Below are 26713 nucleotides of genomic sequence, written 5' to 3' on the forward strand. Positions count from 1 at the left end.
ACATCCGGCCCGCCGCGGCCTCAGTGACCGCGGCGGGCCCACTCCTCGGCGATCAGGTCATAGGAGCGGACCCGGTCGGCGTGGTCGTGGGTGATGGTCGTGATGACCAGCTCATCCGCATCGACGGCGCGTTGGAGGATCTCCAGCTGATCGGCGACTTGCGCAGCGGTGCCGACGAACTGGGTGTCGAGACGGTCCTGGACCAGGGCCCGGTCCTCCTCGGTCCACTCCCAGGCGCGGGCCTCGTCGGGGGTCGGGAACGGGATGGCGCCCTCGCCGGTGCGGATGGAGCGGACCCAGAGGCCGTAGCCGGTGGCGAGCTCGCGGGCTTCCTGCTCGGTCTCGGCGACCACCACGTCGGCGGAGACCGCGACGTGGGGTGCGATCAGGGTGTCGGAGGGCGCGAAGGCGGTGCGGTATGAGTGCGCTGCCTCGAGGACGCCGGAGGGGTTGACGTGGTAGTTCGTCGCGAACCGGAGGCCGCGCTTGCCGGCCACCTCGGCGCTCTCGCCGCCACTGCTCCCCAGCACCCACAGCTCGAGCTCGGCGCCCTCGCCGGGTACGACCCGCGCCGGGGTGCCAGCGGCATCCCGGTAGGTGCCGTCGATGAAGGCGAGGATCGTGTCGATCTGCTCGCCGTAGTCGGCGGAGGTCGCCCCGGGCAGCTGCAGGAGCTCCTTCTGGAGCTGGAACCTCGGCGACCCGAGCAGCCCGCTCGGATCGAACTTGGGTGGAACGAGCAGGCCCTCTGGGGTGCGTCCGTCGACCAGCTCCACCGAGGCGCCGACCGCGCCGGCAGACCCGGGTCTGCCGCCGGAGCGGCCCAGGCCGAGGTCGATCCGACCGGGGAAGGCGGCGTCGAGCAGCCCGAACTCCTCGATCGTCGACAGCGCCGTCCGGTGCCCCATCAGCACCGCGCCGGAACCCAGCCGGATGCGCGAGGTCGCCGCGCCCAGCAGGACCAGGACCACCGCCGGCGAGGTGCCGGCGACCCCGGGGTTGAGGTGGTGCTCGGCGACCCAGTAACGGTGATAGCCGAAGGACTCGGTCGCCTGCGCGAGCGAGATGGCGTTGCGTACGGCATCGGCGCCGGAGGCCCCGGAGGACACCGGCACGAGATCGAGGACTGACAAGGGTGTGCGGCTCATGGGTGTGCTCCGATCGTGGAGATGCTCTCGGCCGGGGAGCCCCAGCCCCAGGGTGGGTCGGGGAGAGCGGTCCGCAATGGTGCGGCCACCTCGGTGGCGAAGAGCTCCAGGCTGTCGCGGTGCTGCTGCTCGGTGAGGCCGCTGGCGTCCGCCTGGACGTGGACGACCTGGTGCCCGAAGCCCTCGTGGTAGCGGTGGATCTTCTCGATCACCTGCTGCGGCGACCCGACCAGCGCCGATGACCTCTCGACGAAGTCCTCCAGGGTCGGGAAGACCGGCTCGAGCCCGAGGCCGGCCTGGAAGGCGAGCTGGCCCTCGAAGACCGGTCGATAGGCGGCGTACGCCTCCTGGCTCGTCCTTGCTACGTAGAGGCCGGCGGTCCCTGCGCCGATCGCGATGTCGGCGGGGTCGTGGCCGTAGGCCACCCAGCGCTCGCGGTAGTGGTCGACCAGCTCGCCGTAGGGCTCGATCGGGTTGGTGACGTTGGCCGAGAACAGCGGGTCGCCGTAGCGCGCGGCGAGGTCGACGGACTCCTTCGAGGTGGCGCTCCCGTGCCACACGCGCACCGGCTGCTGCAGCGGTCGCGGCCACACCTCCGCCTCGACCAGCTCAGGGCGGAAGCGAGGCGAGGCGGTCACGCGATCCTGGCGCCACAGCTTGCGGAAGATCTCGTACGACTCCGCGTTCCGGTCCCACTGGTCCTCCGGCGTCACCTGGAACAGGTCACGCTGAGCGGAGCCGTTGCCCTTGCCGATGATCAGCTCGAGCCGGCCGCCGGAGAGGTGGTCGAGGGTGGCGTAGTCCTCATAGGCGCGCACCGGGTCCAGCAGCGCCAGTGTCGTCACCGCGGTGAAGAGCCGGAGGCGCTGCGTACGGGCGGCGAGGTGGGAGAGGACGACGGTCGGGGAGGAGGAGATGAACGGCCGCTCGTGCCGCTCGCCGACCCCGAACCCGTCGAAGCCGAGCTCCTCGGCGAGGACGGCGTTGGTGACGACCTCCTGGAACCTGTCGTACGTCGCCTTCTGCTGCCCCGTCACCGGATCGGGACGATGGACGATGAGCGTGATCGCCAGGAACCTCATCTGGTCGGCTCCCGCAGGCCGAGGTTCTCGCGGAGCGTGGTCCCTTCGTAGGCCGTGCGGAAGACGCCGCGCTCCTGGAGCAGCGGCACGACATGGTCCACGAAGGGCGCCAGACCGCCGGGGGTGATGTGGGAGACCAGGATGTAGCCGTCGGCGGCGTCGTTCTGCACGTAGGTGTCGATCGTGTCGGCGATCGTCTCCGCCGAGCCGATGAAGCTCTGCCGGCCGGTGACCTCGACGATCGTCTCGCGGGTGCTCAGCCCCTTCGCGCGGGAGATCGCCCGCCAGCGCTCGGCCTGCTCCAACCGGTCGCCGTGCGATCGGGCGCTGGCGCGGCCCTTGGCGATCAGGTCGTCGTTCTCCGAGGGGTCGACCGTGGGGAGCGGGCCGTCGGGGTCGTGGTCGGAGAGGTCGCGGTTCCACAGCTGCTCGAGCAGCTTGATCGCGGTCGCGGGGGAGACCTGCTGCAGCCTGATCTCCCGGGCCAGCTCGACGGCCTCGGCGTCGGTGTCGGCGAGGACGAAGGTGGCCGCGGGCAGGATCAGCAGGTCCTCGTGGCGGCGCCCGTACTTCTCCAGCCGTCCCTTCACATCGACGTAGAACCGCTGACCGTCCTCCAGATGGCTGTGCCGCGAGAAGATGGCGTCGGCCTTCTGTGCGGCGAACTCGCGACCCTTCTCGGAGTCGCCGGCCTGGAAGATCACCGGGCGCCCCTGCGGGCTGCGGGGGACGTTGAACCGGCCGCTGATGTCGAACTGCGAGTCGTGGTGCTCGAAGGCGCCCGGCGCCGGCGTCGAGAGCGGTGTCGACAGGAAGGCTCCGGAGGTCTTGTCGGCGAGGATCTCGTCGCCCTTCCAGGTGTCCCACAGCCGGATCGCGGCGTCGAGGAACGTCTTGGCCCGCTCGTACCGCTCGCCCTGCGGAAGGTAGCCGCCGCGCCGGAAGTTCTCGCCGGTGAACGCGTCCCAGGAGGTGACCACGTTCCAGGCGGCGCGCCCGTCGGAGAGGTGGTCCAGGGAGGCGAACTGGCGGGCCACCTCGTAGGGCTCGTTGAAGGTCGAGTTGATCGTGCCGGTCAGTCCGAGGTGGTCGGTGACCGCCGCGAGCGCGGCCAGGATCGTGAACGTGTCCGGTCGACCGACCACGTCGAGGTCGTAGATCTCCCCGGCCTGCTCGCGCAGCCGCAGCCCCTCGGCGAGGAACATGAAGTCGAACAGCCCGCGCTCGGCGATCTGCGCGAACTCCACGAACGAGTCGAACTCGATGTGGCTGCCCGACGCCGGGTCGCTCCACACGGTGGTGTTGTTGACGCCGGGGAAGTGGGCGGCGAGGTGGATCTGCTTCTTCGGCCTGTCGTTGCTGCGCGGCGTGCTCATGCGGGCGTCCCCTCGGTGGTGGCGTAGCGGCTGGTGGGACGCGGCAGACCGAGCGCTCCCCGCAGGGTCGCTTCGGCGTACGCATCGTGGAAGAGCCCGCGCCTCTGCAGCTCGGGCACGAGCCGGCGGGTGATCTGCTTCAGGTCGTCGGGGAGCACCGCCGGCCGCAGCCGGAACCCGGAGAGCCCGGCGGCGTGCCAGGTCGCGAGCAGGTCGGCGAGGCCCTCCGGGGTGCCGGCGAAGACCAGTGCGTCCGAGGCGTACGCAGCCCCGGCCGCCTCATCGAGGCGAGCCAGCCGCTCCCGGGCACCCTGCTCGGTCTCGTCGAGGAGGACGACGATGTCACCGAAGACGTGGACCGTCTCGCCGCCGCGTCCGGCGGTGTCCTGCGCGGCCCGGATCTCGGCGGTGATCGAGGCGATGTCGGCCGCCGTCCGAGGCGTCACGAACCCGACATCGGCCGAGGTCCCGACCAGCTCGAACGGCCGGTCGCGGTGGGCGAGGGCGGCCACGACCGGCTGTCCCTGCGGTGGCCGTGGAGTGATCGAGGGCCCCTTCACGTCGAAGTGGAGTCCTTCGAAGTCGATGTAGTGGATCTTGTCCCGGTCGATGAACCGCCCGGTCGCGACGTCGCGGATCTCCGCGTCTTCCTCCCAGGAGTCCCACAGCCGCCGCAGCACCTCGACGTAGTCGGCCGCCTCAGCGACCGCATCTCGGATCAGCTCGTCGCCGGCGGGGGACTCCAGATCGGCGTACGAGATCTCCGGAAACTCGCGCCGGCCGAACAGCGCCGCGTCCCGCGGTCGCGGCGCGACCTGAACACGTACGCCGGCCCGCCCCCGGCTCACGTAGTCCAAGGTCGCGATCGCCTTGCTGAGATGGAAGGGCTCGGTGTGGGTCACGACCGCCGTCGGCACGATGCCGATGTGCCTGGTCAGCGGCGCGATCCGGGAGGCGATCAGCACCGCGTCGAGCCGTCCGCGCACCCGGTCAGTGCGGTCGTCGTCCTCGGTGCCGAACGGTGAGTCGGTCTGGATCGAGAGCGAGTCCTCGATCGTGACGAAGTCCAGCAGGCCGGCCTCGGCCTCCTGGACGAGACCGGCCCAATAGCCGGGTTTCAGCAGATCACCGGGCCAGGCGTTCGGCTCCCGCCAGGCGGCCGGGTGCCACCCGGCGCCGTCGAGAGCCACGGCGAGTTGAAGACGAGATGGGGGCGCACTCATGAGTAAAAGTCTACTGACTTCATCAACTTAGTGTGGAGAGTTTCGGAGGATGGACCGCGCCCGGGGCAGTCCGACGGCCACGAGCAGCGCCGCGACCAGGACGAGGACCGCGTTGACCGCGATCGCCACCTGGAGAGCACCGAGCGAGGCGACTCCGCCGGCGGCGGTGGCGACGGTGGACATGATCGGGATGCCGAGCGCGATCGCGACCTGCTGGGTCATCATCGCCAACCCGGTGGCCAGGCCCTGCTCGTGGTCGGGGAGTCCGGAGGTCGCCGCGACCATGAAACCGACGATCGCGGCGACGTGCCCGATGGCGCCGATGAAGTTCATCAGGCCGATGAACCACAGCCAGCCGACCGAGGGCCCGATCAGCACGAGTGCGCCGGTGGTGACCGCCTGGATCGCGAGCCCGCCCGCCACGGTGTTGCGTACGCCGAAGGCCTCGATCACCCGCGAGCCGACGGATCCGCCGATGATCGCCCCGGCCCCCATCGCGACGAGCATCAGCCCGGTCTGCAGAGCGTCCAGGCCGAGGACGTGCTGCAGATACATCGTCAGCACGAAGACCAGCGACGACTCGAAGGCGAAGGTCGCGAAGCCGGCGATGTTGCCGAAGCCGATGGTGCGCCGGGTGAGGATGTGCAGCGGCACCAGCGGGTGCGGGTGCGTGGATTCGGCCCGCCAGAACGCGACCAGCAGCACCACCGCGATGCCGATCGCGGCCAGCCCCCACACGTCGGCGATGCCGGCCTCACCCAGGCGGGTCGCGCCGTAGACCAGCGCGAGCAGCCCGGACGTCACCAGCACAGCACCCGGGAGGTCGAGCCGCGACCGCTCCCGGTCGGCGGAGTCACGCAGCACGAACGGCGCGACGGCGACCACCAGCAACGCGATCGGCACGTTGACCAGGAACGCCCAGCGCCACGAGAGCAGATCGGTGAGTACGCCACCCAGCACCGCCCCGGCGGTGAACCCGGTCGACATCACCACGCTGTTCAGCCCCAGGGCGCGCTGACGCAGCGGCCCCTCCGGGAAGGAGACGGTGAGCAAGGAGAGCGCCGCCGGGGTGACCGCGGCGGTCGCGAGACCCTGGGCGACCCGGGCAGTGAGCAGCAGCTCGGGAGAGGTGGCGACCCCGCCGAGCAGGGAGGCGGCGCCCAGCGCGACCATGCCGATCAGGAAGACCCGCCGTCGGCCGACGTAGTCGCCGATCCGGCCGAAGAGCAGCGTGAACCCGGCCGCGCACAGAGCGAACGCGGTCGCGATCCACTGCACGTCGGCCTCGGCGAAGCCGAGGCTGGCACCGACGGTCGGCAGCGCCACGTTGAGGATCGAGAAGTCGACGGTGAGGGTGAACTGGGAGGCGAGCAGCAGCAGGAGCACCAGCAGCTGTCCGCGGGTCATGGCGGCCGGGCGTACGGGCTCGGCCTGAGTAGTGAGGGTCATGACACCAACGCTCTGGCAGATGACGTACGCCAGCCAGACACCTGTCCTGCCACCCACCCGCGTGCCTGTCACTGACAGGGTCAGGAAGAAATCGCCGGCCGGCGGCACTATAGGAATCATGACGACCGAGCTCGGAGAGTTCCTGCGCAGCCGCCGGGCGGCGATCAGTCCCGAGGACGCCGGGCTGGTGTCCTACGGCGCCCGCCGTGTCCCAGGGCTGAGGCGTGAGGAGCTGGCGATGCTGGCCGGCGTCTCGCCGACCTACTACACCCGGCTCGAGCAGGCCGACCACCACAACGCCTCCGACTCGGTGATCGACTCGCTCGCCCGGGCGCTGCGGCTGAGTGCGGAGGAGCACGACCACCTGCGTCGCCTGGCGCGCCCCGAGACCGCCGCGCCGGCCCGCTACCGCGTCGAGCGGCCGCGGCCGAGCACCGTACGCCTGATCCGCTCCGCGCCCGGGCCGGCGCTCCTGATCGACCATCGCAACGACGTGCTCGCCTGGAACCGGCTCGGTCACCTGCTGATCGCGCCGGAGCTGCCCTTCAAGCAGCCCGAGGACGTCGAGAACCGACCCAACCTGACCCGGCGGTTCTTCCTGGAGCCCGGGGGTCGCGACCTGTGGGTGGAGCAGGCCGCCACCGCCTACTCCCACGTCGGGTTCCTCCGCTACTCCTCCGGTCTCCACCCCGCCGACCACCTGCTCAGCTGCCTGGTCGGCGAGCTGACCCAGAAGAGCGACGAGTTCGCCGAGCTGTGGGCGCAGCACCCGGTCAACGACTGCGGCTACGGCGTCAAGAAGTTCCAGCACCCGCTCGTCGGGCGGTTCGACCTCGAGTACGAGGCGCCGGTGATGCCCGAGACCAGCCACCGGATGTGCCTCTACCACGCCGAGCCCGGCAGCCCGGCCGCCGACGCCCTCGAGCTCCTCGCGCGCTAGAGGTCCTTGGCGTAGGTCGCCGGGGGAGCGCCGACGACGTCTCGGAACGTACGCACCAGGTGGGCCTGGTCGCTGAAGTCCAGCTCCGCGGCGACCGCGGCCCAGTCGACCTCACCGGAGTGGGCGCGGGCGGCGACCTCGAGCACGCGGAACCGCTGCACGACCCACTTCGGGCCGATCCCGACGTACTCGCTGAACAGGCGCTGCAGCGACCGCAGACTCACGCCGGCACGGTCGGCGAGCTGCTCGGCCCGGGTGATCGAGCGGTCGTCCTCGGCGAGGGTCGCCCAGCGGCGTACGTCCTCGGCGACCGGGTCCGTGGGGAGGCCGACCTCCAGGAGGTAGGACTCCATCGCGGCGGCCATCTGCGCCGGGTCCGTCGAGGTGAGGATCCGGTCGGCCGCCGGCCGGTCGTCGACGCCGAGCAGGTCCTGGGCCGGGACGACCTGGTCGGCGATCGCGCTGACCCGGCTGCCGAGGACCGGGCGGAAGAGGCCGGGCAGGAACGAGACGCCGAGCGTGTGGCCCCGGCCGGTCAGGTGCCGCGTGAACGGCTTGCGGCCGATCCCGTGCACCAGCAGCCGACCGTCCTCGGCGGCGACGTGGATCCTCGGCTGCGGGATGACCTGCTGGTCGTGCGGGTGCTCGAGCTCCCAGCCGACGTACCAGTGGTAGTCGACGTGTCCCGCGAGCGCTGACGAAACCGCGAACCGCTCGGTGGTGATCGTCCGGGCCGCCGTCACCGGGCGCACGATCGCGTCGGGATAGCCCCTGCCCTCGGTGTCGTCGGCCATGCCGCCAACGATATGGCGCGTTCCTTCAATCCCGCGTCCCTGCTCCCGGAGCAGGCTGGACCCATGACCGAACAGAGCACTGACAAGACCTACGGCAACAAGGCGAGCACCACGATGACCGTCGCGCGCTGGCACGAGGCGGCCTACGTCGACATCGACGGCGAAGGCACCAAGATGGGCGACGACGTCTACATCCCCCATCGCGGCCTGACCACCGCCGAGACCGACTACACCTACGCCGGCGAGATCCAGGGCACGGGCGTCGCGCGGATGATCGGCGCCTACGGCAACCCCGCCGGCGGCGCGGTCTTCGAGGCGTACGAGCAGTTCACCGGCTCCATCGCCGGGCAGGAGGGCTCGTGCGTGTGGCGGATCAGCGGGACGTACGCCGACGCCACCGTCCGTTCCCACCTCACCGTCGTCCCCGGCCTCGGCACCGGCGGCCTCGAAGGCCTCGTCGGCGAGGCCGACATGGTCCTCTCCGAGGAGGGTGGCGGCGAGGCGTACGGCTTCGTCCTCTCCTACGACTGGAGCTGAACTCGTCCCGCGTCGACCCGGGGGCGGGGGACGCGGGCGGCGGAGGACTGGCCGAGCCAGGAGGGCAGGGCGTGGCGTACCTCCTGGGCGGCGGCGATGGTGACCATCTCGGCGCGGAGCGCCATCGGCCAGGCGAGGTCGCCGCGCCAGATCTCGGTGAGCGTACGCAGACTGGCGGTGAGGCGCGCGTCGACCTCGAACCCGGGGTCGAAGTCGCAGACCTCGGCCTGGTCGGCGGCCACCATCAGCCACCAGCGGGCGACCTTCGGGTCGACGTCGGTGAGCCGGAACTCGACCACGGTGCGCTGCTCCGGCCACACGTCGATCGGGATCGTGCGGCGCATGTCCCACAGGAGCAGGTGGGGATCGAGGTCGGCCTGGCCCAGCGAGCCGACCCAGCGCGCACCCCACTCGTTGAGTGCGGTGACGACCGTGGCGAGCTCCTGGCCGCTGGCGGTGAGGTGGTAGGAGGTCCGCTGCCCCTCGCCGCGGCGCTGGATGATGCCCGCGCGCTCCAGGGTCCGCAGGCGCTTGGAGAGCAGGGCGGGCGACATCTTGGGCACACCTCGGCGCAGCTCGTTGAAGTGGGTGCTGCCGAGCAGAAGCTCGCGTACGACGAGCAGCGTCCACCGCTCGTCGAGCACTTCCATGGCTTTCGCCATCGGACAGAACTGGCCGTACCCCGCCATTGGACCGCCTCCCCTTGTGCAGCCCGAGATCCCTGTCTGTTCAGTAGACCGCTATCGGTGGCGGGCGGCAAGTACAGATAAGGAACTATCCGAGGCCGCGGCGCGGGGGCGATGCTGGAGGCTCCAGATCTCCTCTCGGGTCAGACGTCCGTGGAGGAAGCCATGACCGCAGCACCCGTCCAGCCAGACCTGAAGGCCCGCCACCGTGCGATGTGGGGCCTCGGGAACTATGCCCGGGTCGCCGACGAGCTCATCCCCGAGCTCGGCCAGGTGATCGTCGAGGCCTGCGAGATCGGGTCGGGCGACCGCGTACTCGACATCGCCGCCGGCACCGGGAACGCCGCCATCCCAGCTGCTCTCGCGGGGGCGGACGTGACCGCTAGCGACCTGTCACCCGAGCTGCTCGAGATCGGACAGGCCCGAGCATCGGGCGAGACAGCTGCCGACTCGATCACGTGGCGCGTCGCCGATGCCGAGGCGCTGCCGTTCGACGACGCCGCTTTCGACGTCGCCATGTCCTGCGTCGGGATCATGTTCGCGCCGTTCCACGAGAAGGCCGCGGCCGAGCTGCTCCGGGTCGTACGGCCGGGTGGCCGGATCGGCCTGGTCAGCTGGACGCCGGAGGGCTTCATCGGCCAGATGTTCGCGACGATGAAGCCGTTCATGCCGCCTCCGCCCGAGGGCGCGCAGCCGCCGCCGCGATGGGGCGACGAGACCCACGTACGCGGCCTGCTGGGCGACCAGGTGACCTCCGTCCAGGCCGAGAAGCGGATGGTCGCCATCGACTCGTTCGAGACCGGCGCGGAGTTCCGTGACTTCTTCAAGGCCTGCTACGGGCCGACGATCGTCGCCTATCGCGGGATCGCCGAGGACGCCGCGCGGACGGCGGAGCTGGACGCCGCGCTCGCCGAGCTGGGGGACCGCTACGTCACGGCCGGGGTGATGAAGTGGGAGTACCTGCTGCTGACCGCGGTGCGTAGCTAGCCCGGTCGTGCGTGTGGCTCGGTGCGTGTGGCCTTTCCGATCTCGATCCGGTCCCGTGGAACAATCCGTCATGTGACTGAGATCGAGATCGGCCGGGCCAAGCGAGCACGACGGGCGTACGCCTTCGACGACGTGGCGATCGTGCCGTCCCGGCGCACCCGTGACACCACCGAGGTGAGCACCGACTGGCAGATCGACGCCTACCGCTTCGACATCCCGCTGATCGCGGCGCCGATGGACTCGGTGATGTCGCCCTCGACCGCGATCGCGATGGGCAAGCTCGGCGGCCTCGGGGTGCTCAACCTCGAGGGTGTCTGGACCCGGTACGACGACCCGCAGCCGCTCCTCGACGAGCTGGCCGAGCTGAGCGGTGTCGACGCCACCCGGCGTCTGCAGGAGATCTACGAGGCCCCGATCCGGGCCGAGCTGATCACCGAGCGGCTGCGTGAGGTGCGCGCCTCAGGCGTCACCGTGGCCGGGGCGCTGTCCCCGCAGCGTACGAAGGAGTTCGCCAAGGCCGTCGTCGACGCCGGCGTCGACCTCTTCGTCATCCGCGGCACCACGGTCTCGGCCGAGCACGTCTCCTCGCAGGCCGAGCCGCTCAACCTCAAGGAGTTCATCTACGAGCTCGACGTGCCGGTGATCGTGGGCGGGTGCGCGACCTACCAGGCGGCATTGCACCTGATGCGCACCGGCGCGGCCGGCGTCCTGGTCGGCTTCGGCGGCGGTGCGGCGCACACGACCCGGACCGTGCTCGGCGTGGCAGTGCCGATGGCCTCCGCTGTGGCCGACGTCGCCGCCGCGCGCCGCGACTACCTCGACGAGTCCGGCGGCCGCTACGTCCACGTCATCGCTGACGGCGCCGTCGGCCGCTCCGGCGACATCGCCAAGGCGATCGCCTGCGGTGCCGACGCGGTCATGGTCGGATCGCCTTTCGCTCGTGCCACCGACGCCCCCGGCAAGGGATTCCACTGGGGCAACGAGGCCCACCACGCCGACCTGCCCCGCGGCGAGCGCGTCGCCTTCGAGCCCGTCGGCACCTTCGAGGAGGTCCTCTTCGGTCCTTCGCACGTCGCCAACGGCACCATGAACCTCGTCGGCGCCCTCAAGCGCGCCATGGCCACCACCGGCTACACCGACCTCAAGGAGTTCCAGCGGATCGAGGTCGTCGTCGGCTGACGATCGAGTCCTCGGTTCTGGCGAGCCGAATCCGCAGTTGTGGGTGACGAAACTGTCGTTTCGTCACCCACAACTGCGTTTTCGGCAGTGCTTGAGTGGTCGGCTGACCGCCCGGGGTCGGCGCAATTTCCCGCCATGGCGGGAAAATGTGGGGGTTAGTCGCGTCCGGGCACCGCAGATCCCCGCCATGGCGGGATTCTGCCCCGCCCGGCGACCCCGAACCCGCGCCTGCCGAGGCGTCACTTCTGCAAGCCGAGTGGTCACGACGGTGCGAACTCGACCGGCACAAGTGACGTCTCGGCCGACGTACGCGACGCCTCGGCCGACGTACCTGACTTCTCGGCATTGCTTGGACGCCGACCTTCCATGTTCTTGGGCGACCCCGTAGAGTGACCGCTGTCACCACCTAAGCAAGCGCTTAGATTAGCCGAGCACACGAGGGAATGAGCATGTCGAGGTTCGAGGGACGTACGGCGATCATCACCGGGGCCAGCCGGGGCATCGGTCTGGGCATCGCCCAGCGGCTGGTGGACGAGGGGGCGAAGGTCGTCATCACGGCGCGCAAGCCCGAGGCGCTCGCGGAGGCGGTCGAGGGGCTCGGGGGCAAAGAGGTCGCCCTCGGCATCGCCGGCAAGGCCGACGACCCTGGCCACCAGGAGGAGGTCGTCAAGGCTGCGATCGACACCTTCGGCAGCGCCGACCTGCTGGTCAACAACGCCGGCATCAACCCGAAGGCCGGCGGCCTGATCGACATGGACCGCGAGTCGGCCCGCAAGACCGTCGAGGTCAACTGCCTCTCGCCGATCGGCTGGACCCAGCAGGTCTGGCGGGAGTGGATGTCCGAGCACGGCGGCGCGATCGTCAACATCTCCTCGGTGGCCGGCCTGGCCCCGACGCCCCTGATCGCGACGTACGGCGCGAGCAAGGCGATGCTCAGCTACATCACCCAGGAGCTGTCGGTCGAGCTCGGCCCGAAGGTACGCGTCAACGCGATCCTCCCGGCCGTGGTGAAGACCAAGTTCGCCGAGCTCCTCTACGAGGGCCGCGAGCAGGAGGTCTCGGCGGCGTACCCGCTCAAGCGCCTCGGAACCCCCGAGGACATCGCCGGCGTCGCCTCGTTCCTCCTCTCCGAGGACGCCGGCTGGATGACGGGCCAGCTCGTCACGGTCGACGGCGGCCTCACCCTCGCCGGCGGACGCGTCTGATGGCCCCGGCTCCAGGCAGCACCGCCGTCGTCACCGGCGCCGCGGGCGGGATCGGCCGTGCCCTCGCCGCCCGCCTCGTCGCCGAGGGCGTCCGCGTCGTGGTCAACGACATCGACGACGTACGCCTGACCGAGACGGCCAAGGAGATCGGCGCCCACCCGGTGGCCGGTGACGCGGCCTCGGTCGAGGGCGTGGCTCGCCTCGTCGAGACGGCGAAGGACCACCTCGGCCAGATCGACGCGTGGTACGGAAATGCCGGCATCGACCGCGGCATCGGCCTGGACTGTCCCGAGGAGGACTGGCAGGCGTCGCACGAGGTCAACGTGATGGCCCACGTCCGGGCGGCGCGGCTCCTCGTCCCCGACTGGGTCGAGCGGAAGAACGGTCGCTACGTGGTGACGGCGAGCGCGGCAGGGCTGCTGATGATGGTCGGTACGCCGACGTACTCGGTCACCAAGCACGCCGCGGTCGCCTTCGCGGAGTGGCTCTCGGCGACGTACCGCCATCACGGGATCGTCGTCCAGGCGATCTGCCCACAGGGCGTACAGACCGGGATGCTCGAGCGGTCGGGACCGATGGCCGGCCTGCTCAGCCGCGACGGAGCGCTGACGCCCGAGCAGGTCGCCGACGCGGCCTGGGAGGCGACGGCCGATGACCGTTTCCTGGTGCTGCCGCACCCGGAGGTGGGCGACTACTACGCCGCACGGGCGACGCAGACCGACAAGTGGCTCGGTGGGATGAATCGACTCTGGCAGCACGTGGAAGGACAGGTATGAAGGCGTGGCGGATCGGCTCGCTCGGCGAGCCCAAGGACGTGATGCGGCTCGAGGAGGTGCCCGACCCGACCCCCGCGGCCGGACAGCTCGTCGTGAAGGTGCTGGCCAGCCCCGCCAACTTCCCGGATGTCCTGATGGCCCGAGGTCTCTACCAGGTCAAGCCCGAGCTGCCGTTCACCGCGGGCGTCGAGCTGTGCGGTGAGGTCGTCGCGCTCGGCGAGAGCGTGGACGGATTCCAGGTCGGGGACCGCGTGATCGGCGGCGGATCGCTGCCGTACGGCGGCTTCGGCGAGCTCGCGCTGATGGACGCCGCGACCACGTTCCCGGCTCCGGAGGCGCTCACCGACGCCGAGGCGTCGAGCCTCTACATCGGCTACCAGACCGGCTGGTTCGCGCTCCACCGCCGCGCCCACATCCAGCCCGGCGAGACGCTGCTCGTGCACGCCGCGGCCGGCGGGGTCGGCAGCGCCGCGATCCAGCTCGGCAAGGCCGCCGGGGCGACCGTGATCGGCGTCGTCGGCGGTCCGGAGAAGGCCGCGGTCGCCAAGCAGCTCGGCGCGGATGTCGTGATCGACCGCCACACCGAGGACTTCGTCAAGGTGGTCAAGGAGGTCACCGGCGGCAAGGGCGCCGACGTGATCTACGACCCGGTCGGTGGCGACACCTACGACCGCTCCACCAAGTGCATCGCCTTCGAGGGCCGGATCCTGATCATCGGCTTCGCCGGCGGGCGCATCCAGGAGGCAGCGCTCAACCACTCGCTGATCAAGAACTACTCGATCGTCGGGCTCCACTGGGGCCTCTACAACGCGCTCGCGCCCGATCTCGTCGCCGAGTGCCACCGCGAGCTCACCCGGATGGCGGACGAAGGCAAGATCAAGCCGCTGGTCAGCGAGGAGCTGTCCCTGGACGAGGTGGCCGACGGCGTACAGCGTCTTGCAGACGGCACCACCGTCGGACGGGTCGTGTACGTCGCATGAAGGCTGTCATCTTCGACTACGGCGGGGTGCTGACCACGCCCATCGGCGACTCGATCCGAACCTGGCTGGAGGCTGACGGCATCAAGCCGGAGAGCTTCACGAAGGTACTCAAGGAGTGGCTGGGCCGCTACGCCGACGCCGGCACCCCGATCCACCGCCTCGAGCTCGGCGAGCTCTCGGTCAAGGAGTTCGACACGCTTCTGGCCGCTCGCCTGGAGACGTACGACGGTAGCCCGGTCGAGCCCAACGGCGTCCTGTCCCGGCTCTTCGCCGGGATGCGGCCCAACCCGGAGATGTTCGCGCTGGCCGAGGAGCTCCGCGACGCCGGGATCCGGCTCGCCCTGCTCTCCAACAGCTGGGGCAACTTCTACCCTCGCAAGCAGGTCGACGCGCTGTTCGAGGTGGTGGTGATCTCCGAGGAGGTCGCGATGCGGAAGCCGGAGGCACCGATCTTCGACCGCACCCTGAGCAGGCTCGGTCTCTCGGCCGAGGAGTGCCTCTTCATCGACGACGCGGAGCCCAACGTCCTCGGCGCCCGGGCGGTCGGTCTCGACGCACTGCTGCACACAGACCCGGCGAGCACCCGTGCAGCGCTCGCCCGAATGATTCCCGCACTCGGAGGTGCCGCGTGACGACCGAATCGCTGCCCGGACTCGATCTGGACCGGCTCGGCCCCTGGCTGGCCAAGAACGTGACAGGCGCCGGAGAAGAGCTGAGCGCGACCCACATCTCCGGAGGCAAGTCCAACCTGACGTACGCCGTCTCCGACGGCACCCACGAGTGGATCGTCCGGCGCCCGCCGCTGGGGCACGTGCTCGCCACCGCGCACGACATGAAGCGTGAGCACACGGTGATCACCGCGCTGCGCGACACCGACGTACCGGTGCCGCTCACCTACGCGTTCTGCGACGACGAGGAGGTGCTCGGGGCGCCGTTCTACGTGATGGAGAAGGTCGACGGCCGGCCCTACCGCTACGCCCGCGAGCTCGAGCCGCTCGGCGCCGAGCGGACCAGGGCGATCTCGGAGCAGCTCATCGACGTGATGGCCTCGCTGCACGCGGTCGACCCGGCAGCGGTCGGGCTGAGCGAGTTCGGCCGCCCCGAGGGGTTCCTGTCGCGCCAGGTCAGGCGCTGGAAGAAGCAGCTCGAGGCGTCGTACTCCCGCGATCTCCCCGCAGCGGACGAGCTCCACGCGCTGCTGGAGGCGCGGGTGGGCGCAGCCGAGGCCGCCTCGACCGGGCCGGGGATCGTGCACGGTGACTACCGGCTCGACAACGTGCTGACCTCCGCCGACGACCAGATCAAGGCCGTCGTCGACTGGGAGATGGCCACGCTCGGCGACCCGGTCACCGACCTGGCGATCCTGCTGACCTACCAGCGGATGGCCACGGTCTCCGGCGACGGCACCGTGACCGACGTCAGCAACGCACCCGGCTGGCTCTCCGAGGACGAGATCATCGCCCGCTACGACGCCGCCAGCCCGCGCGACCTGACCGAGTTCGGCTTCTACCTCGGGCTCGCCGCCTACAAGCTCGCCGCGATCCTCGAGGGGATCCACTACCGCTACCTCAAGGGCCAGACCGTAGGGCCCGGATTCGACAAGATCGGGGACGGGATCCACCCGCTCCTGGACATGGGACTGTCTGCAATGAAGGAGAACTGACTGATGGATTTCGCACCCGACGCCAGGACCGAGGAGCTCGTCGCCTCGGTATGGGACTTCCAGAAGACGTACGTCGAGCCCAACGAGGCCGTCTTCTCCGAGCAGCTCGCGGCCCAGGACGACAAGTGGGCCTGGGACAGCGTCCCGGTACTCGGCGAGATCCGCGCCGAGGCCCGCAAGCGCGGCCTGTGGAACCTCTTCCTGCCCGGTGAGGGTGGAGCTGGCCTGACCAACCTGCAGTACGCCCCGCTGGCCGAGATCACCGGCCGCAGCCACCTCGCGCCGGCCGCGTTCAACTGTGCCGCGCCCGACACGGGCAACATGGAGGTCCTGCACGACTTCGGCAACGAGGCGCAGCAGAAGGAGTGGCTGGAGCCGCTCCTGGAGGGGCAGATCCGCAGCGCCTTCGCGATGACCGAGCCGGCCGTGGCCTCCTCCGACGCGACCAACATCGAGACCTCGATCGCGCTCGACGGCGACGAGTACGTCATCAACGGCCGCAAGTGGTGGATCACCGGCGCGATGAACCCGAACGCCAAGATCCTCATCGTGATGGGCAAGACCGACCCGTCCGCCGAGCGCCACAAGCAGCAGTCGATGATCCTGGTGCCCCGCGACACCCCGGGCCTCACGATCAAGCGCGGCATGGAGGTCTTCGGCTACGACGACCACGACCACGGCGGCCACGCCGAGCTGATCTTCTCCGACGTACGCGTCCCGGCGGGCAATCTCATCGGCACCGAGGGCATGGGGTTCGCGATCGCGCAGGCCCGTCTGGGCCCCGGTCGCATCCACCACTGCATGCGCTCCATCGGCCTGGCCGAGCGGGCGATCGAGCTGATGTGTGCCCGCGTCGAGGAGCGGGTCGCCTTCGGCAAGCCGCTCTCCGAGCAGGGCGTGATCCGTGACTGGATCGCCGAGTCGCGAGTGCGGATCGAGCAGCTGCGGCTCCTCGTCCTCAAGACCGCCTGGCTGATGGACACGGTCGGCAACAAGGGCGCCCACACCGAGATCCAGGCGATCAAGATCGCCACCCCGGCGACCGTCCAGTGGATCCTCGACAAGGCGATCCAGGCCCACGGTGCCGGCGGTCTCTCCCAGGACTTCCCGCTGGCCAAGTCCTACGCCGGCATCCGCACGCTGCGGTTCGCCGACGGCCCCGACGAGGTGCACAAGAACGCCCTGGCCAAGGCCGAGCTGCGCAAGCAGGCGGCGCGGCGAGAGGGACGGCAGTGACTCCCGAGGAGCTGCGGGGTCGCGTCGAGGAGTTCCTGGCCGAGCACCCGGTCGCGACGACCGAGCCGAGCGCCTTCCTGCACGCCCGCTACCAGGCCGGGCTGGCGTGGGTCGCGTTCCCCGAGGGCCACGGTGGTCTCGGCGCCTCCCGCGCCCTGCAACCGCTGGTGTCCGACCTCTTCGAGGCGGCCGGCGCCCCCGACAACAACCCGCGACGCAACGGGATCGGGCTCGGCATGGCCGCGCCGACGATCCTGGCCTACGGCACCCCGGAGCAGAAGTCTCGCTTCCTGGAGCCGCTGTGGTGCGGCGAGGAGATCTGGTGCCAGCTCTTCTCCGAGCCCGGCGCCGGCTCCGACCTCGCCGGCCTGGCGACGCGAGCGGTCCTCGACGGTGACGAGTGGGTCGTCAACGGGCAGAAGGTGTGGACCTCGGGCGCCCACAACGCCGACTTTGCGATCCTCGTCGCCCGCACCGATCCGGACGTCCCGAAACATCGCGGTCTGACCTACTTCTTGTGCGATATGCACGATCCGGGGGTCGAGGTGCGGCCGCTGCGCCAGATCACCGGTGAGGCGGAGTTCAACGAGGTCTTCCTGACCGATGTGCGGATCCCCGACGCTCACCGCCTCGGCGCGGTCGGGCAGGGATGGGAGGTCGCCAACGCCACCCTCAACAACGAGCGTGTCGCCATCGGTGGCGCCGCCATGCCCCGCGAGGGCGGGATGCTCGGCGTGGTCGCCGAGTCGTGGCGTACGCATCCGGAGAACCACACCCCGGAGCTGCGCGACCGGCTCTTGAGGCTGTGGGTCGAGTCGGAGGTGGCCCGGCTCACCGGGGCACGGCTGCGGCAGAAGCTGGCCGTCGGCCAGCCCGGGCCCGAGGGGTCGGCGATGAAGCTGACCTTCGCCAAGGTCAACCAGCAGCTCACCGGGCTCGATCTGGAGCTGCGCGGCGAGGAGGGCCTTCGCTACGAGGACGGCGACGGCTGGGCTATGGTCCGGCCCGAGCACGTCGACTTCGGCGGCCGCGACGCCGTCTATCGCTACCTGCGCGCCAAGGGCAACTCCATCGAGGGCGGCACCTCGGAGATCCTGCGCAACATCGTGGCCGAGCGAGTCCTCGGTCTGCCCGGGGAGCACCGGGTCGACAAGGACGTTTCCTGGAAGGCCATCCCCCGATGAACGGAGTCCACGATGAGTGATGTCGAACTGCTCGACAACGAGCTCGATGCCGACCTGCGTGCCACGGTCAGGTCGTTCCTGGCCGAGCACTGCTCGCCGGCCGACGTGGTCAAGGCGTACGACGGGGACAGCACGCTCACCCCGGTCCTGTGGAAGGGGCTCGCCAGCGAGCTCGGGCTCGCGGGGCTGCTGATCCCGGAGTCGTACGGTGGTGCCGGGGCATCCGCCCGTGAGGCCGCCGTGGTCCTCGAGGAGCTGGGCCGGGCGGTTGCCCCGGTGCCGTTCCTGGCCAGCTCCGTCGTCGCGACCTCGGTCCTGCTGGCCGGGCCCACCGAGGCCGGTGCGGAGCTGCTGGCCGGACTGGCGTCGGGGGAGCGGACCGCGGCCCTGGCCGTGTCGCTCGCGACCACGACCGTCCAGCCGTTGGAGCCCGTCGAGACCGAGATCCGGTCGGTCGCCGGCGCCCTGGAGGCGGACACGCTCCTGGTGCCCGTGAGGACGCTTGACGGCATCGAGGTCCGAGCCGTCCCCGCGGACCGGGCGACGATCGCCCCGGTGAGCTCGCTCGACATGACCCGCCAGCTCGCCGATGTCACCCTCGACCCGGTTGCCGGAGAGGTGGTCGTCGCGGCCGAGCACGGTGCCGACGCCGTACGTTCCGGTCTGCTGGCCGGGGCCGCGCTGATGGCCTCCGAGCAGGTCGGGGTGGCGCAGTGGTGCCTGACCACGACGGTGGAGTATCTGAAGGTCCGGCGGCAGTTCGGCCGGATCGTCGGTGGTTACCAGGCGCTCAAGCACCGGCTCGCCGACCTCTACACCAGCGTCGAAGGAGCCGGCGCGGCTGCGCGCTACGCGGCCGGGGCGCTGGCTCTCGGAGACGCGAAGGAGACCGAGATCGCGACCCATGTCGCCGCCGCGTACTGCGGTGACCTGGCCGTCACCGCGGCCGAGGAGGCGGTGCAGCTGCACGGCGGCATCGGCATGACCTGGGAGCACCCCGCCCACCTCTACCTGAAGCGAGCCAAGGCCGACCAGATCGCGTACGGCCTCCCCGGCCTCCATCGCGACCGTCTGGGGGCCCTGGTCGACATCTGATGCCGAGCCGTCACGCCGGTCGGCCGAGTGGGCACCACGGTGCCAACTCGGCCGACGCGGGCGACGTCTCGGCTACTTCTCCAGGGCCATCAGAGCGAGCGCGAACAGGAGGCGGTCGCGGGGGTCGGAGATGCTCTTCGCGGTGAGGTCCTGGATCTGCTTGACGCGGTAGATGACCGTGTTGCGGTGGCAGATCAGGTCCTCGGCGGCGTGGGTGGGGGAGCCGCCGTGCGCGATGAGGGCGCGGAGCGTCGCCAGCAGCACGTCGGACTGATGCGACGGCTGCGCCAGGATCGGGCCGAGGGTGCGGCGTACGAGCAGGTGGGAGACTGCGGGCGAGGCGGTCAGCAGCACCTGAGGCAGACGGTCGTCGACGACCGCGATGTCCGTACGCCCTCGCGGCACCGTCTCGACCGTGTGCGTGGCGAGCTGGAAGGCGGTGCCGAAGCCGCCGAGGTCGTCGGCGGTGGCGATCCCGACCCGGCCCGAGTTGCAGCAGGCGAGCTGCTCGACCAGATCAGCGACGGCCTCTGCGACCGGGCGAGACCCCAACGGGACCAGCCCGAAGTGGTGGTCGCCGCGTACGTGCCAGAACGACACCAGACCGGCCTTCTCCAGCCGGTCGTCGGGGTTGCGCAGCGGTGAGTCGCGGTTGCCGTCGAAGGCCGCGACCACGCAGGCCATCCGCGCGTCGGCGGCGACCCCGAGGATGTCCTGCACCTCGGCGGCGAACGCGGGGTCGCCACCGCGACCCTCGGCGAGCCCGTCGAGAAGCCGGCCCTGGAGCTGCAGGTCGCGACGCTGCAGCAGCGCCGCCTCCTTCCGGTAGGCCCCCGACATGACCGAGTTCTGCACGTCCAGGTCGGTCCACACCTGGCGCCCGGCGAGCACCATCACTCGGTCGTCGATCCCGAGCTCCTCCTGCTGGTGGACCATCGCCTCCCACAGCATCCGGGTGCCGACGGTGTAGGCGTTGAGGCAGTACTCCAGAGGTACGCCCTGCCGCGCGCGTCGCCGCCCGGTGTCGCGCCACAGGTCGACCGGATTGGCTCCCGGGGTCATTCCGGCCATGGCCCGGATGCCGCGGCGTACGTGCTCCCGGGTGCTGGAGCGCAGGTCGGCCCGCACCGACGGGTCGGCGTTCTGGTGCCACTCCGGCTGGATCGCGATCAGGGTCAGCGTGATGTCGTCGGCGATCGCGTCCGCCTGGCTCACCAGCGAGGCCCAGGCACGCTCCACCAGCGGACGGAGTTCCGCGTCGGGAGATGTGTCACTCGTCACAGCCATGTGCGGAGCGTCCCACGCCTGCTGCCGCATCCGCCAGCAAACCAGGGAATCTCAGTCGGAGCGCCCGAAAGATTTTGTGCGCACTGCCCATATCCCCACTTGTGCGGAGAGTCCAAAGTGAGAGCCGTCACATAGGCGAAGGGAGCATGATGCAGATGCCTGGCGAAGACCCGCCGCTGTTCGCGGTCGAGGGGGTCTCGGTCCGGTTCGGGGGCGTACGCGCCCTCGAGGACGTCTCCTTGGAGGTCGCGCCCCACGAGGTGCTCGGCGTCATCGGCCCCAACGGTGCCGGCAAGACCACATTGTTCAACGTCGTGTGCGGCTTCGTCAGCCCCGCCGAGGGCGAGCTCCGTCTGCGTGGCGAGACGATCCACGACCTCCGCCCGCACCAGCTCGCCGGCCACGGCATCGCCCGGACCCTGCAGGGGCTCGGGCTCTTCGAGCGGATGACGGTGCTCGACAACGTGATGGTCGGCGCCGACCGTCTCGCCCGTGCCGGCTTCGTACGCGGGCTGCTCGGGCTCGGCCACCGCGACGACGCCCGGCTGGCCGCCAAGGCGCGGGAGGTGCTCGGCGAGCTCGGGATCGAGTCGTACGCCGCCCGCTACCCGGGCAGCCTGCCGTACCCGATCCGGAAGAAGGTCGCGCTCGCGCGCGCCCTGGTGGCCGAGCCGGAGCTGCTGCTCCTCGACGAGCCCGCCAGCGGACTGAGCGCCGAGGAGATGACCGAGCTCGGCGAGATCATCACCGGCCTGACCGAACGCACCGCCGTGATGCTCGTCGAGCACCACATGGACCTGGTGATGTCGGTCTGCCACCGGATCACCGTGCTCGACTTCGGCCGCGTCATCGCCGCCGGTTCACCCGACGAGATCCGCAACGACCCGGCCGTCCTCGCCGCCTACCTGGGCGACCAGGTCGAGCACGACGACGACGCCGAAGTCCACGCACTGACTGTTGCCGAGGAGGCCTGATGTTCGCCGTCGAGGATCTGAGCGCTGCGTACGGACCTGTCAAGGCGCTCAACGGCGTCACCTTCACCGCGTCGAGAGGCCAGGTCACCGCCGTCCTGGGCGCCAACGGCGCCGGCAAGACCACGCTGCTGCGCACCGTTTCCGGCCTGGTGAAGTCCAGCAAGGGAAGCGTGACGCTGAACGGCAAGGACATCACGCGCACCGCGACCGAGAAACTGACCTCGTACGGCCTCTCCCACGTCCCGGAGGGGCGTGGCGTGATCGCCGAGCTGACCGTCACCGAGAACCTCCGGCTCGGCGGGCTGCACCGTGCGACCGGCTCCGAGCCGATGCCGATCGAGCGGGTCTTCGAGCTCTTCCCGCGCCTGGGCGAGCGCCGCGAGGCCACCGCCCACATGCTCTCGGGCGGTGAGCGGCAGATGCTCGTCATCGGCCGCGCGCTGATGGCGCGACCGTCCGTACTCCTGCTCGACGAGCCCTCCCTGGGGCTCGCGCCCCGGGTGGTGGCCCAGATCTTCGACCTGCTCCGCGGACTGGTGCAGACCGAGGAGCTGACCGTCGTCCTGGTCGAGCAGAACGCCCGCAGTGCCCTGTCCATCGCTGACCACGGAGTCGTGCTCAACCTCGGCAAGGTCGTCGCCTCGGCGCCGGCCGCCGAGCTGGCCGCCGACGAGCAGCTCCGCCACGCCTATCTCGGGTTCTGAGGAGAAGCAGACATGCAGCAGTTTCTCGACACCACCCTCGGAGGGCTGGTCCTGGGCGCGGTCTACGCCGCGTTCGCCCTCGCCCTGTGCCTGATCTGGCGCTCGACCCGGATCGTCAACTTCGCCCAGGCGGCGATGGCGATGGTGACCACCTACATCGCGCTCTCGCTGATCAACGCCGACGTGCCCTACTGGGTCGCCTTCATGGCCGCGATCGCCGCCGGGTTCGGGCTCGGCGCCGTGATCGAGCGGGTGATCATCCGCCCGGTCGAAGGCAAGGCCGAGCTCAACGCGGTGATCCTCACCCTCGGGCTGTTCATGGTGCTCCACGGCTTGACCGCGATCACCTTCGGCGTCCAGCACCGCGGCTTCCCGGCCCCGGTCAGCACCAACGCGATCAACGTGGGGGACGCCTCGATCGGGATCACCCCGTTCGGCATCCTGACGATCGTCGTGGTCGCTCTCGTGATGGCCGGGCTCGTGGTCCTCTTCCGCTTCACCGACCTGGGGCTGCGGATGCGGGCAGCCGCGTTCAACGGCGAGGTCTCCCGGCTCCTGGGTGTACGCGTCGGGCGCATGCTCACCCTCGGCTGGGCGCTCGCCGCAGCCGTGGGCGCGGTGGCCGGGATGCTCATCGCCGGCGGCGACCTGGTGAACCCGGCGTTCATGGACCCGTTCGTGATCTACGGCTTCATCGCCGCCGTGCTGGGCGGCCTCGACTCGCCGCTCGGGTCGGTGATCGGCGGCCTGATCCTCGGGCTCTCGCTCTCCTACGTCACCGGCTACGTCGGTGAGCACCTGGCGCCGCTCGTCGCGCTCGGGATTCTGATGGTGGTGCTGCTGGTACGTCCCAGCGGCCTCTTCGCGGCCGCTGCGGCCAGGAGGGTCTGACCCATGGAACGTCTGCGTTCACTCGTCCGTCCGGTGACCTCGGTGCCCCTGGCACGGCACTTCATCGTGGCCCTGATCGCCTTCGTGGTGGCGATGGCGGTCATCGGCAGCTCCAGCCAATATCTGCAGACCCGCTATGCCGAGATGGCGTACTTCGCCATCGCCGCCGGCGGTCTCACGCTCCTGACAGGGCTCTCCGGCCAGCTCTCGCTGGGCCACGGCGCGCTCATGGCCGTCGGGGCGTACGCCGCCACCCTGGTGCTCGAGCGCACCGGTGGCGAGACCCTGGCCGACGTCTTCGTCGCCCTGCTCGTCGCGATCGCGGTCTGTGCCGTGGTCGGGGTGATGGTCGGGGTCCCGGCGGCGCGGCTGCACGGGCCCTACATCGCCGGCGCGACCCTGACACTGGCCGTGGCGGTGCCCCGGCTGGCGAACCAGTGGGAGGTCCTCGGCGGCGAGCAGGGGCTTCAGGTGCCGGTGCCCCGCGCGACCGACCTCCCGGCTTTGATCCAGGACCTGGTCTGGTTCTTCACCGCCGTCGAGATCGACCAGTACTCGTTCCTCGCCTACCTCGGCTGGCTGCTCCTCGCGATCACCTTCGTGGCGCTCGCGAACCTGAGCCGCTCGCGGATCGGTCGTCGCTGGCGCGCGGTGCGGGACGACGACGTCTCCGCAGAGCTGGCCGGCATCCACCTGGGCCGCGCCCGCGTGGTCGCCTTCACCGTCAGCGCCATGGCTGCCGGGCTCGCGGGTGGTCTGATGGCCATGAACGTACGTCTCACGGCGCCGGGCGCGTTCACGATCACGCTCTCGCTGACGCTGCTGGCCGCGGTCGTCCTGGGCGGGCTGGGCAGCCTGACCGGAGCGCTCATCGGGGCCGGCGTACTCGCCTTTCTTCCTCACTTCGCCACCGATCTCGGGGAGTCGGTCGGGCTCAGCGCAACCCAGGCCGCGGAGGTCACCCCGGTGGTCTACGGGCTGGTGCTGATGCTCGTCATCCTCCTCGCTCCGGCGGGGATCGTCGGCAGCCTGCGCTCGTTCCTGGCGCGCACATCCCTCACCTCATCTCTCGGGCAAACCAAGGAGAAGACAACATGAGAAGCACTGCACGCAGAGCCGTACAGGTCGTCTGTGTCCTCACCACTGCCTCGCTCCTCGCTGCCTGTGGCGCGGGGCAGGAGAGGCCGTCCGAGGACGGGTCGGCGGTCGGCGTCACCGACAGCTCGATCAAGGTCGGTGCGCACTTCCCGCTGACCGGCCCGGCCGCACCCGGCTACTCGGAGATCCCCTCCGGCCATCAGGCGTTCTATGAGTACGTCAACGACAACGGTGGCGTCCACGGCCGAGACATCGAGATGGTCGTCAAGGACGACGCCTACAACCCGACCAACACCAGCGCCGTCACCAACGACATGATCCTGCAGGACGAGATCTTCGCGATGGTCGGCGGCCTCGGCACCCCCACGCACCGCGCGGTCGTACAGCGCCTCAACGACGACGGCATCCCCGACCTGTTCGTCTCCAGCGGCTCGCTGCAGTGGGGCGACGACCCGTCCGGCTCGCCGATGACGTTCGGCTGGCAGCCGGACTACGAGATCGAGGGCAAGGTCATCGGTCAGTACGTCAAGGAGAACTTGCCCGACGCCAAGGTCGGCCTCTTCCTGCAGGACGACGACTTCGGCGAGGACGGCGAGAAGGGTGCGCGTCAGTTCCTCGACGCCCAGATCGTCGACGTACAGAAGTACACGCCGGGTGGGTCGACCGACTTCTCCCCGCAGATGTCCTCGTTCAAGTCCAAGGGCGTCGATCTGGTGATCGGCTTCAACACGCCGTCCTACACGGCGCTGAGCCAGATCGCCGCGCAGGGCGTCGGCTTCAAGTCGAAGTGGTTCTACTCGAACGTCGGCTCGGACCCGTCGCTCGTCGGCGGGCTGCTGGCCTCGATGACCAAGGGCAAGATCCCGGCCGAGCAGGGTGTGAAGCTGATGGACGGGATGATGACGACCGAGTACATCCCGGGCGTCGACGCTCCTGAGGACGAGTGGGTCAAGCTCTGGCAGAAGGTCTGGGACGAGTACTCCAAGAAGGGCTCGGAGAAGCTGACCAACTACCGGATCTACGGCATGTCGCAGGCCTACACCTTCGTCCAGGCGCTGCAGGCCAACGGCAAGGACCTCACCCGCGAGTCGATCGTGGAGACCATCGAGAAGGAGGGTTCCTCCTTCGAAGGGCCCGGGATGGCGCCGTTCCGGTTCTCCGAGGACTCCCACATGGGCATCTCCGGGATGAGCGTGGTCGAGATCAAGAACGGTGCCTCGGAGCCGCTCACGCCGGTCCTCGTCACCGACATCGGCGACGCCCCCATCGAGGAGGACGACAGCGCCGCCTCGGACGCCCCGCCCTCGTCGGGGCTGCCCGAATGAGATGGGCCGAGTGATCGGTACTGATCAGTAGGTTGCCGCACGTTCACGGACCGGCCTCGGTTACAGTGATTAACCCTCACTAACGCCACTGGAGGTGGTCGGTCCGTGAACGTACTCGCACCCGGGAGCGGGGTGGTTGTGACCGGAGCAGCCCGAGGGATCGGGAAGGCCCTGGCCATGCGGTTCGCAGCGGAGGGGTGTCGCGTCGTCGTTGCCGACATCGACGACGCCGAGCTCCGCTCGGTGGCCGACTCGATCGGTGCCCTTGCGGTTCCCGGCGACGCCGCCTCGGCCGCCGGCACCGCGGCGCTCGTGGACGCTGCCCGGGAGGAGCTCGGCAAGATCGACGCCTGGTACGGCAACGCGGGAGTCGAGCGCGGCCGCGGCCTCGAGGCCTCCGACCATGCCTGGATGACCTCGTACGAGGTCAACGTCCTCGCCCACGTACGTGCCGCGCGGCTGCTGCTGCCCGAGTGGGTCGCCCGCGGTGCTGGCCGGTTCGTGGTCACCTCCTCCTCCGCGGGTCTCCTCACGCTGCTCGGCTCGCCCTCCTACGCGGCCACCGAGCACGCCGAGATCGCCTTCGCCGAGTGGCTCGCCGCCACCTACCGGCACCAGGGCGTGGTCGCTCAGGCGATCGTCGCGCGCAGCGTGAAGACGGCGATGCTCGAGCGCTCCTCCGGACTCCCGGGTTTCCGGTCGGCCGAGGGCGCGCTCACCGCTGAGGAGGTCGCCGACGCCGTCTGGGATGCCGGGCAGGGCTCGCAGTTCTGGATCTCGCTCGAGCCCGACGTGGCCGAGGAGTACGCCACGCGCGCCTCGGACGTCGACGCCTGGATCGACGACGTGAACCGTATCCGTCAGGAGCTCGACCGGACCGACTAGTCTCACCGA

At 70.2% G+C, this 26713-nt stretch carries 26 protein-coding genes; 18 read left to right on the top strand and 8 right to left on the bottom strand.

Annotated features, from left to right (window positions below; translation table 11 throughout):
• Positions 1-20: 20 nt before the first annotated feature.
• The 5 genes from OG801_RS19125 to OG801_RS19145 are packed head-to-tail and all read right to left on the bottom strand — an operon-like array spanning position 21 to position 6278.
• Positions 21-1148 carry an LLM class flavin-dependent oxidoreductase gene (locus OG801_RS19125; protein WP_406030563.1) on the bottom strand — a complete coding sequence of 376 codons (1128 nt, stop codon included), beginning with the start codon at positions 1146-1148 and terminating at the stop codon, positions 21-23.
• On the bottom strand, positions 1145-2230 hold the full coding sequence (locus OG801_RS19130; RefSeq protein ID WP_406030565.1) for an LLM class flavin-dependent oxidoreductase: 1086 nt from the start codon (positions 2228-2230) through the stop codon (positions 1145-1147). The genes OG801_RS19125 and OG801_RS19130 overlap by 4 nt, the downstream gene beginning before the upstream one ends.
• Positions 2227-3606 (bottom strand): NtaA/DmoA family FMN-dependent monooxygenase, encoded by a 1380-nt coding sequence (locus OG801_RS19135; RefSeq protein ID WP_406030567.1) that lies wholly within the window; start codon positions 3604-3606, stop codon positions 2227-2229. Before OG801_RS19135 ends, OG801_RS19130 begins: the two co-directional genes overlap by 4 nt.
• Complete coding sequence (locus OG801_RS19140) at positions 3603-4829, bottom strand: LLM class flavin-dependent oxidoreductase (protein ID WP_406030569.1); 1227 nt, start codon at positions 4827-4829, stop codon at positions 3603-3605. The genes OG801_RS19135 and OG801_RS19140 overlap by 4 nt, the downstream gene beginning before the upstream one ends.
• A gap of 27 nt (positions 4830-4856) precedes the next feature.
• Positions 4857-6278, bottom strand: coding sequence for an MFS transporter (locus OG801_RS19145; protein WP_406030571.1), 1422 nt, complete (start codon positions 6276-6278; stop codon positions 4857-4859).
• A 118-nt stretch (positions 6279-6396) separates the two neighbouring features.
• Between OG801_RS19145 and OG801_RS19150 the strand changes: the two genes are divergently transcribed.
• Positions 6397-7218 carry a helix-turn-helix transcriptional regulator gene (locus OG801_RS19150; protein WP_406030573.1) on the top strand — a complete coding sequence of 274 codons (822 nt, stop codon included), beginning with the start codon at positions 6397-6399 and terminating at the stop codon, positions 7216-7218.
• Here OG801_RS19150 and OG801_RS19155 read toward each other — a convergent pair.
• A complete protein-coding gene (locus OG801_RS19155; protein ID WP_406030575.1) occupies positions 7215-8012 on the bottom strand; it encodes a DUF6597 domain-containing transcriptional factor in 798 nt (265 codons plus the stop codon). The genes OG801_RS19150 and OG801_RS19155 overlap by 4 nt on opposite strands.
• Before the next feature lie 63 nt (positions 8013-8075).
• On the opposite strand from OG801_RS19155, the gene OG801_RS19160 reads away from it, so the two are divergent.
• Entirely contained in the window at positions 8076-8549 is a 474-nt protein-coding gene (locus OG801_RS19160; protein WP_406030577.1) for a DUF3224 domain-containing protein, read from the top strand.
• Here OG801_RS19160 and OG801_RS19165 read toward each other — a convergent pair.
• Positions 8534-9199: a helix-turn-helix domain-containing protein gene (locus tag OG801_RS19165; protein ID WP_355020733.1), complete on the bottom strand. Its 666-nt coding sequence runs from the start codon at positions 9197-9199 to the stop codon at positions 8534-8536. The two genes, OG801_RS19160 and OG801_RS19165, sit on opposite strands and share 16 nt — an antisense overlap.
• 201 nt (positions 9200-9400) lie before the next feature.
• Between OG801_RS19165 and OG801_RS19170 the strand changes: the two genes are divergently transcribed.
• The 10 genes from OG801_RS19170 (at position 9401) to OG801_RS19215 (ending at position 19540) form a co-directional block, all read left to right on the top strand.
• Positions 9401-10222 (top strand): class I SAM-dependent methyltransferase, encoded by an 822-nt coding sequence (locus OG801_RS19170; protein WP_355020734.1) that lies wholly within the window; start codon positions 9401-9403, stop codon positions 10220-10222.
• A 72-nt stretch (positions 10223-10294) separates the two neighbouring features.
• Positions 10295-11401 carry a GuaB3 family IMP dehydrogenase-related protein gene (locus OG801_RS19175; protein WP_091051839.1) on the top strand — a complete coding sequence of 369 codons (1107 nt, stop codon included), beginning with the start codon at positions 10295-10297 and terminating at the stop codon, positions 11399-11401.
• A 449-nt stretch (positions 11402-11850) separates the two neighbouring features.
• Positions 11851-12606: an SDR family oxidoreductase gene (locus tag OG801_RS19180; protein WP_378819644.1), complete on the top strand. Its 756-nt coding sequence runs from the start codon at positions 11851-11853 to the stop codon at positions 12604-12606.
• Positions 12606-13382 (top strand): SDR family oxidoreductase, encoded by a 777-nt coding sequence (locus OG801_RS19185; RefSeq protein ID WP_406030580.1) that lies wholly within the window; start codon positions 12606-12608, stop codon positions 13380-13382. Before OG801_RS19180 ends, OG801_RS19185 begins: the two co-directional genes overlap by 1 nt.
• Positions 13379-14362, top strand: coding sequence for an NADPH:quinone oxidoreductase family protein (locus OG801_RS19190; RefSeq protein WP_406030582.1), 984 nt, complete (start codon positions 13379-13381; stop codon positions 14360-14362). Before OG801_RS19185 ends, OG801_RS19190 begins: the two co-directional genes overlap by 4 nt.
• Positions 14359-14994 carry an HAD family hydrolase gene (locus tag OG801_RS19195; protein ID WP_406030584.1) on the top strand — a complete coding sequence of 212 codons (636 nt, stop codon included), beginning with the start codon at positions 14359-14361 and terminating at the stop codon, positions 14992-14994. Before OG801_RS19190 ends, OG801_RS19195 begins: the two co-directional genes overlap by 4 nt.
• The gene (locus OG801_RS19200; protein WP_406030586.1) at positions 14991-16025 is read left to right on the top strand and encodes a phosphotransferase family protein; all 1035 of its coding nucleotides are present in this window, start codon (positions 14991-14993) and stop codon (positions 16023-16025) included. Before OG801_RS19195 ends, OG801_RS19200 begins: the two co-directional genes overlap by 4 nt.
• Positions 16026-16028: 3 nt before the next feature.
• A complete protein-coding gene (locus tag OG801_RS19205; RefSeq protein ID WP_406030588.1) occupies positions 16029-17261 on the top strand; it encodes an acyl-CoA dehydrogenase family protein in 1233 nt (410 codons plus the stop codon).
• Positions 17258-18445 (top strand): acyl-CoA dehydrogenase family protein, encoded by a 1188-nt coding sequence (locus OG801_RS19210; protein ID WP_406030589.1) that lies wholly within the window; start codon positions 17258-17260, stop codon positions 18443-18445. Before OG801_RS19205 ends, OG801_RS19210 begins: the two co-directional genes overlap by 4 nt.
• A 12-nt stretch (positions 18446-18457) precedes the next feature.
• Complete coding sequence (locus OG801_RS19215) at positions 18458-19540, top strand: acyl-CoA dehydrogenase family protein (protein WP_406030591.1); 1083 nt, start codon at positions 18458-18460, stop codon at positions 19538-19540.
• Between the two features lie 72 nt (positions 19541-19612).
• On the opposite strand, the gene OG801_RS19220 is transcribed toward OG801_RS19215, so the two are convergent.
• Entirely contained in the window at positions 19613-20827 is a 1215-nt protein-coding gene (locus OG801_RS19220; RefSeq protein WP_406030593.1) for a PucR family transcriptional regulator, read from the bottom strand.
• A gap of 155 nt (positions 20828-20982) precedes the next feature.
• On the opposite strand from OG801_RS19220, the gene OG801_RS19225 reads away from it, so the two are divergent.
• The 6 genes from OG801_RS19225 (at position 20983) to OG801_RS19250 (ending at position 26704) form a co-directional block, all read left to right on the top strand.
• Entirely contained in the window at positions 20983-21801 is an 819-nt protein-coding gene (locus tag OG801_RS19225) for an ABC transporter ATP-binding protein (RefSeq protein WP_406030595.1), read from the top strand.
• Positions 21801-22505, top strand: a complete 705-nt coding sequence (locus OG801_RS19230) for an ABC transporter ATP-binding protein (RefSeq protein WP_406030597.1) — start codon at positions 21801-21803, stop codon at positions 22503-22505. Before OG801_RS19225 ends, OG801_RS19230 begins: the two co-directional genes overlap by 1 nt.
• 12 nt (positions 22506-22517) lie before the next feature.
• Positions 22518-23396, top strand: coding sequence for a branched-chain amino acid ABC transporter permease (locus tag OG801_RS19235; RefSeq protein ID WP_355020746.1), 879 nt, complete (start codon positions 22518-22520; stop codon positions 23394-23396).
• A gap of 3 nt (positions 23397-23399) precedes the next feature.
• Complete coding sequence (locus OG801_RS19240; protein ID WP_406030599.1) at positions 23400-24494, top strand: branched-chain amino acid ABC transporter permease; 1095 nt, start codon at positions 23400-23402, stop codon at positions 24492-24494.
• Positions 24491-25819, top strand: coding sequence for an ABC transporter substrate-binding protein (locus OG801_RS19245; protein WP_406030601.1), 1329 nt, complete (start codon positions 24491-24493; stop codon positions 25817-25819). The genes OG801_RS19240 and OG801_RS19245 overlap by 4 nt, the downstream gene beginning before the upstream one ends.
• Before the next feature lie 105 nt (positions 25820-25924).
• Positions 25925-26704, top strand: a complete 780-nt coding sequence (locus tag OG801_RS19250; protein WP_355020749.1) for an SDR family NAD(P)-dependent oxidoreductase — start codon at positions 25925-25927, stop codon at positions 26702-26704.
• Positions 26705-26713 lie beyond the last annotated feature (9 nt).

It is taken from the genome of Nocardioides sp. NBC_00163 (assembly GCF_045206295.1).
GTDB lineage: Bacteria > Actinomycetota > Actinomycetes > Propionibacteriales > Nocardioidaceae > Nocardioides.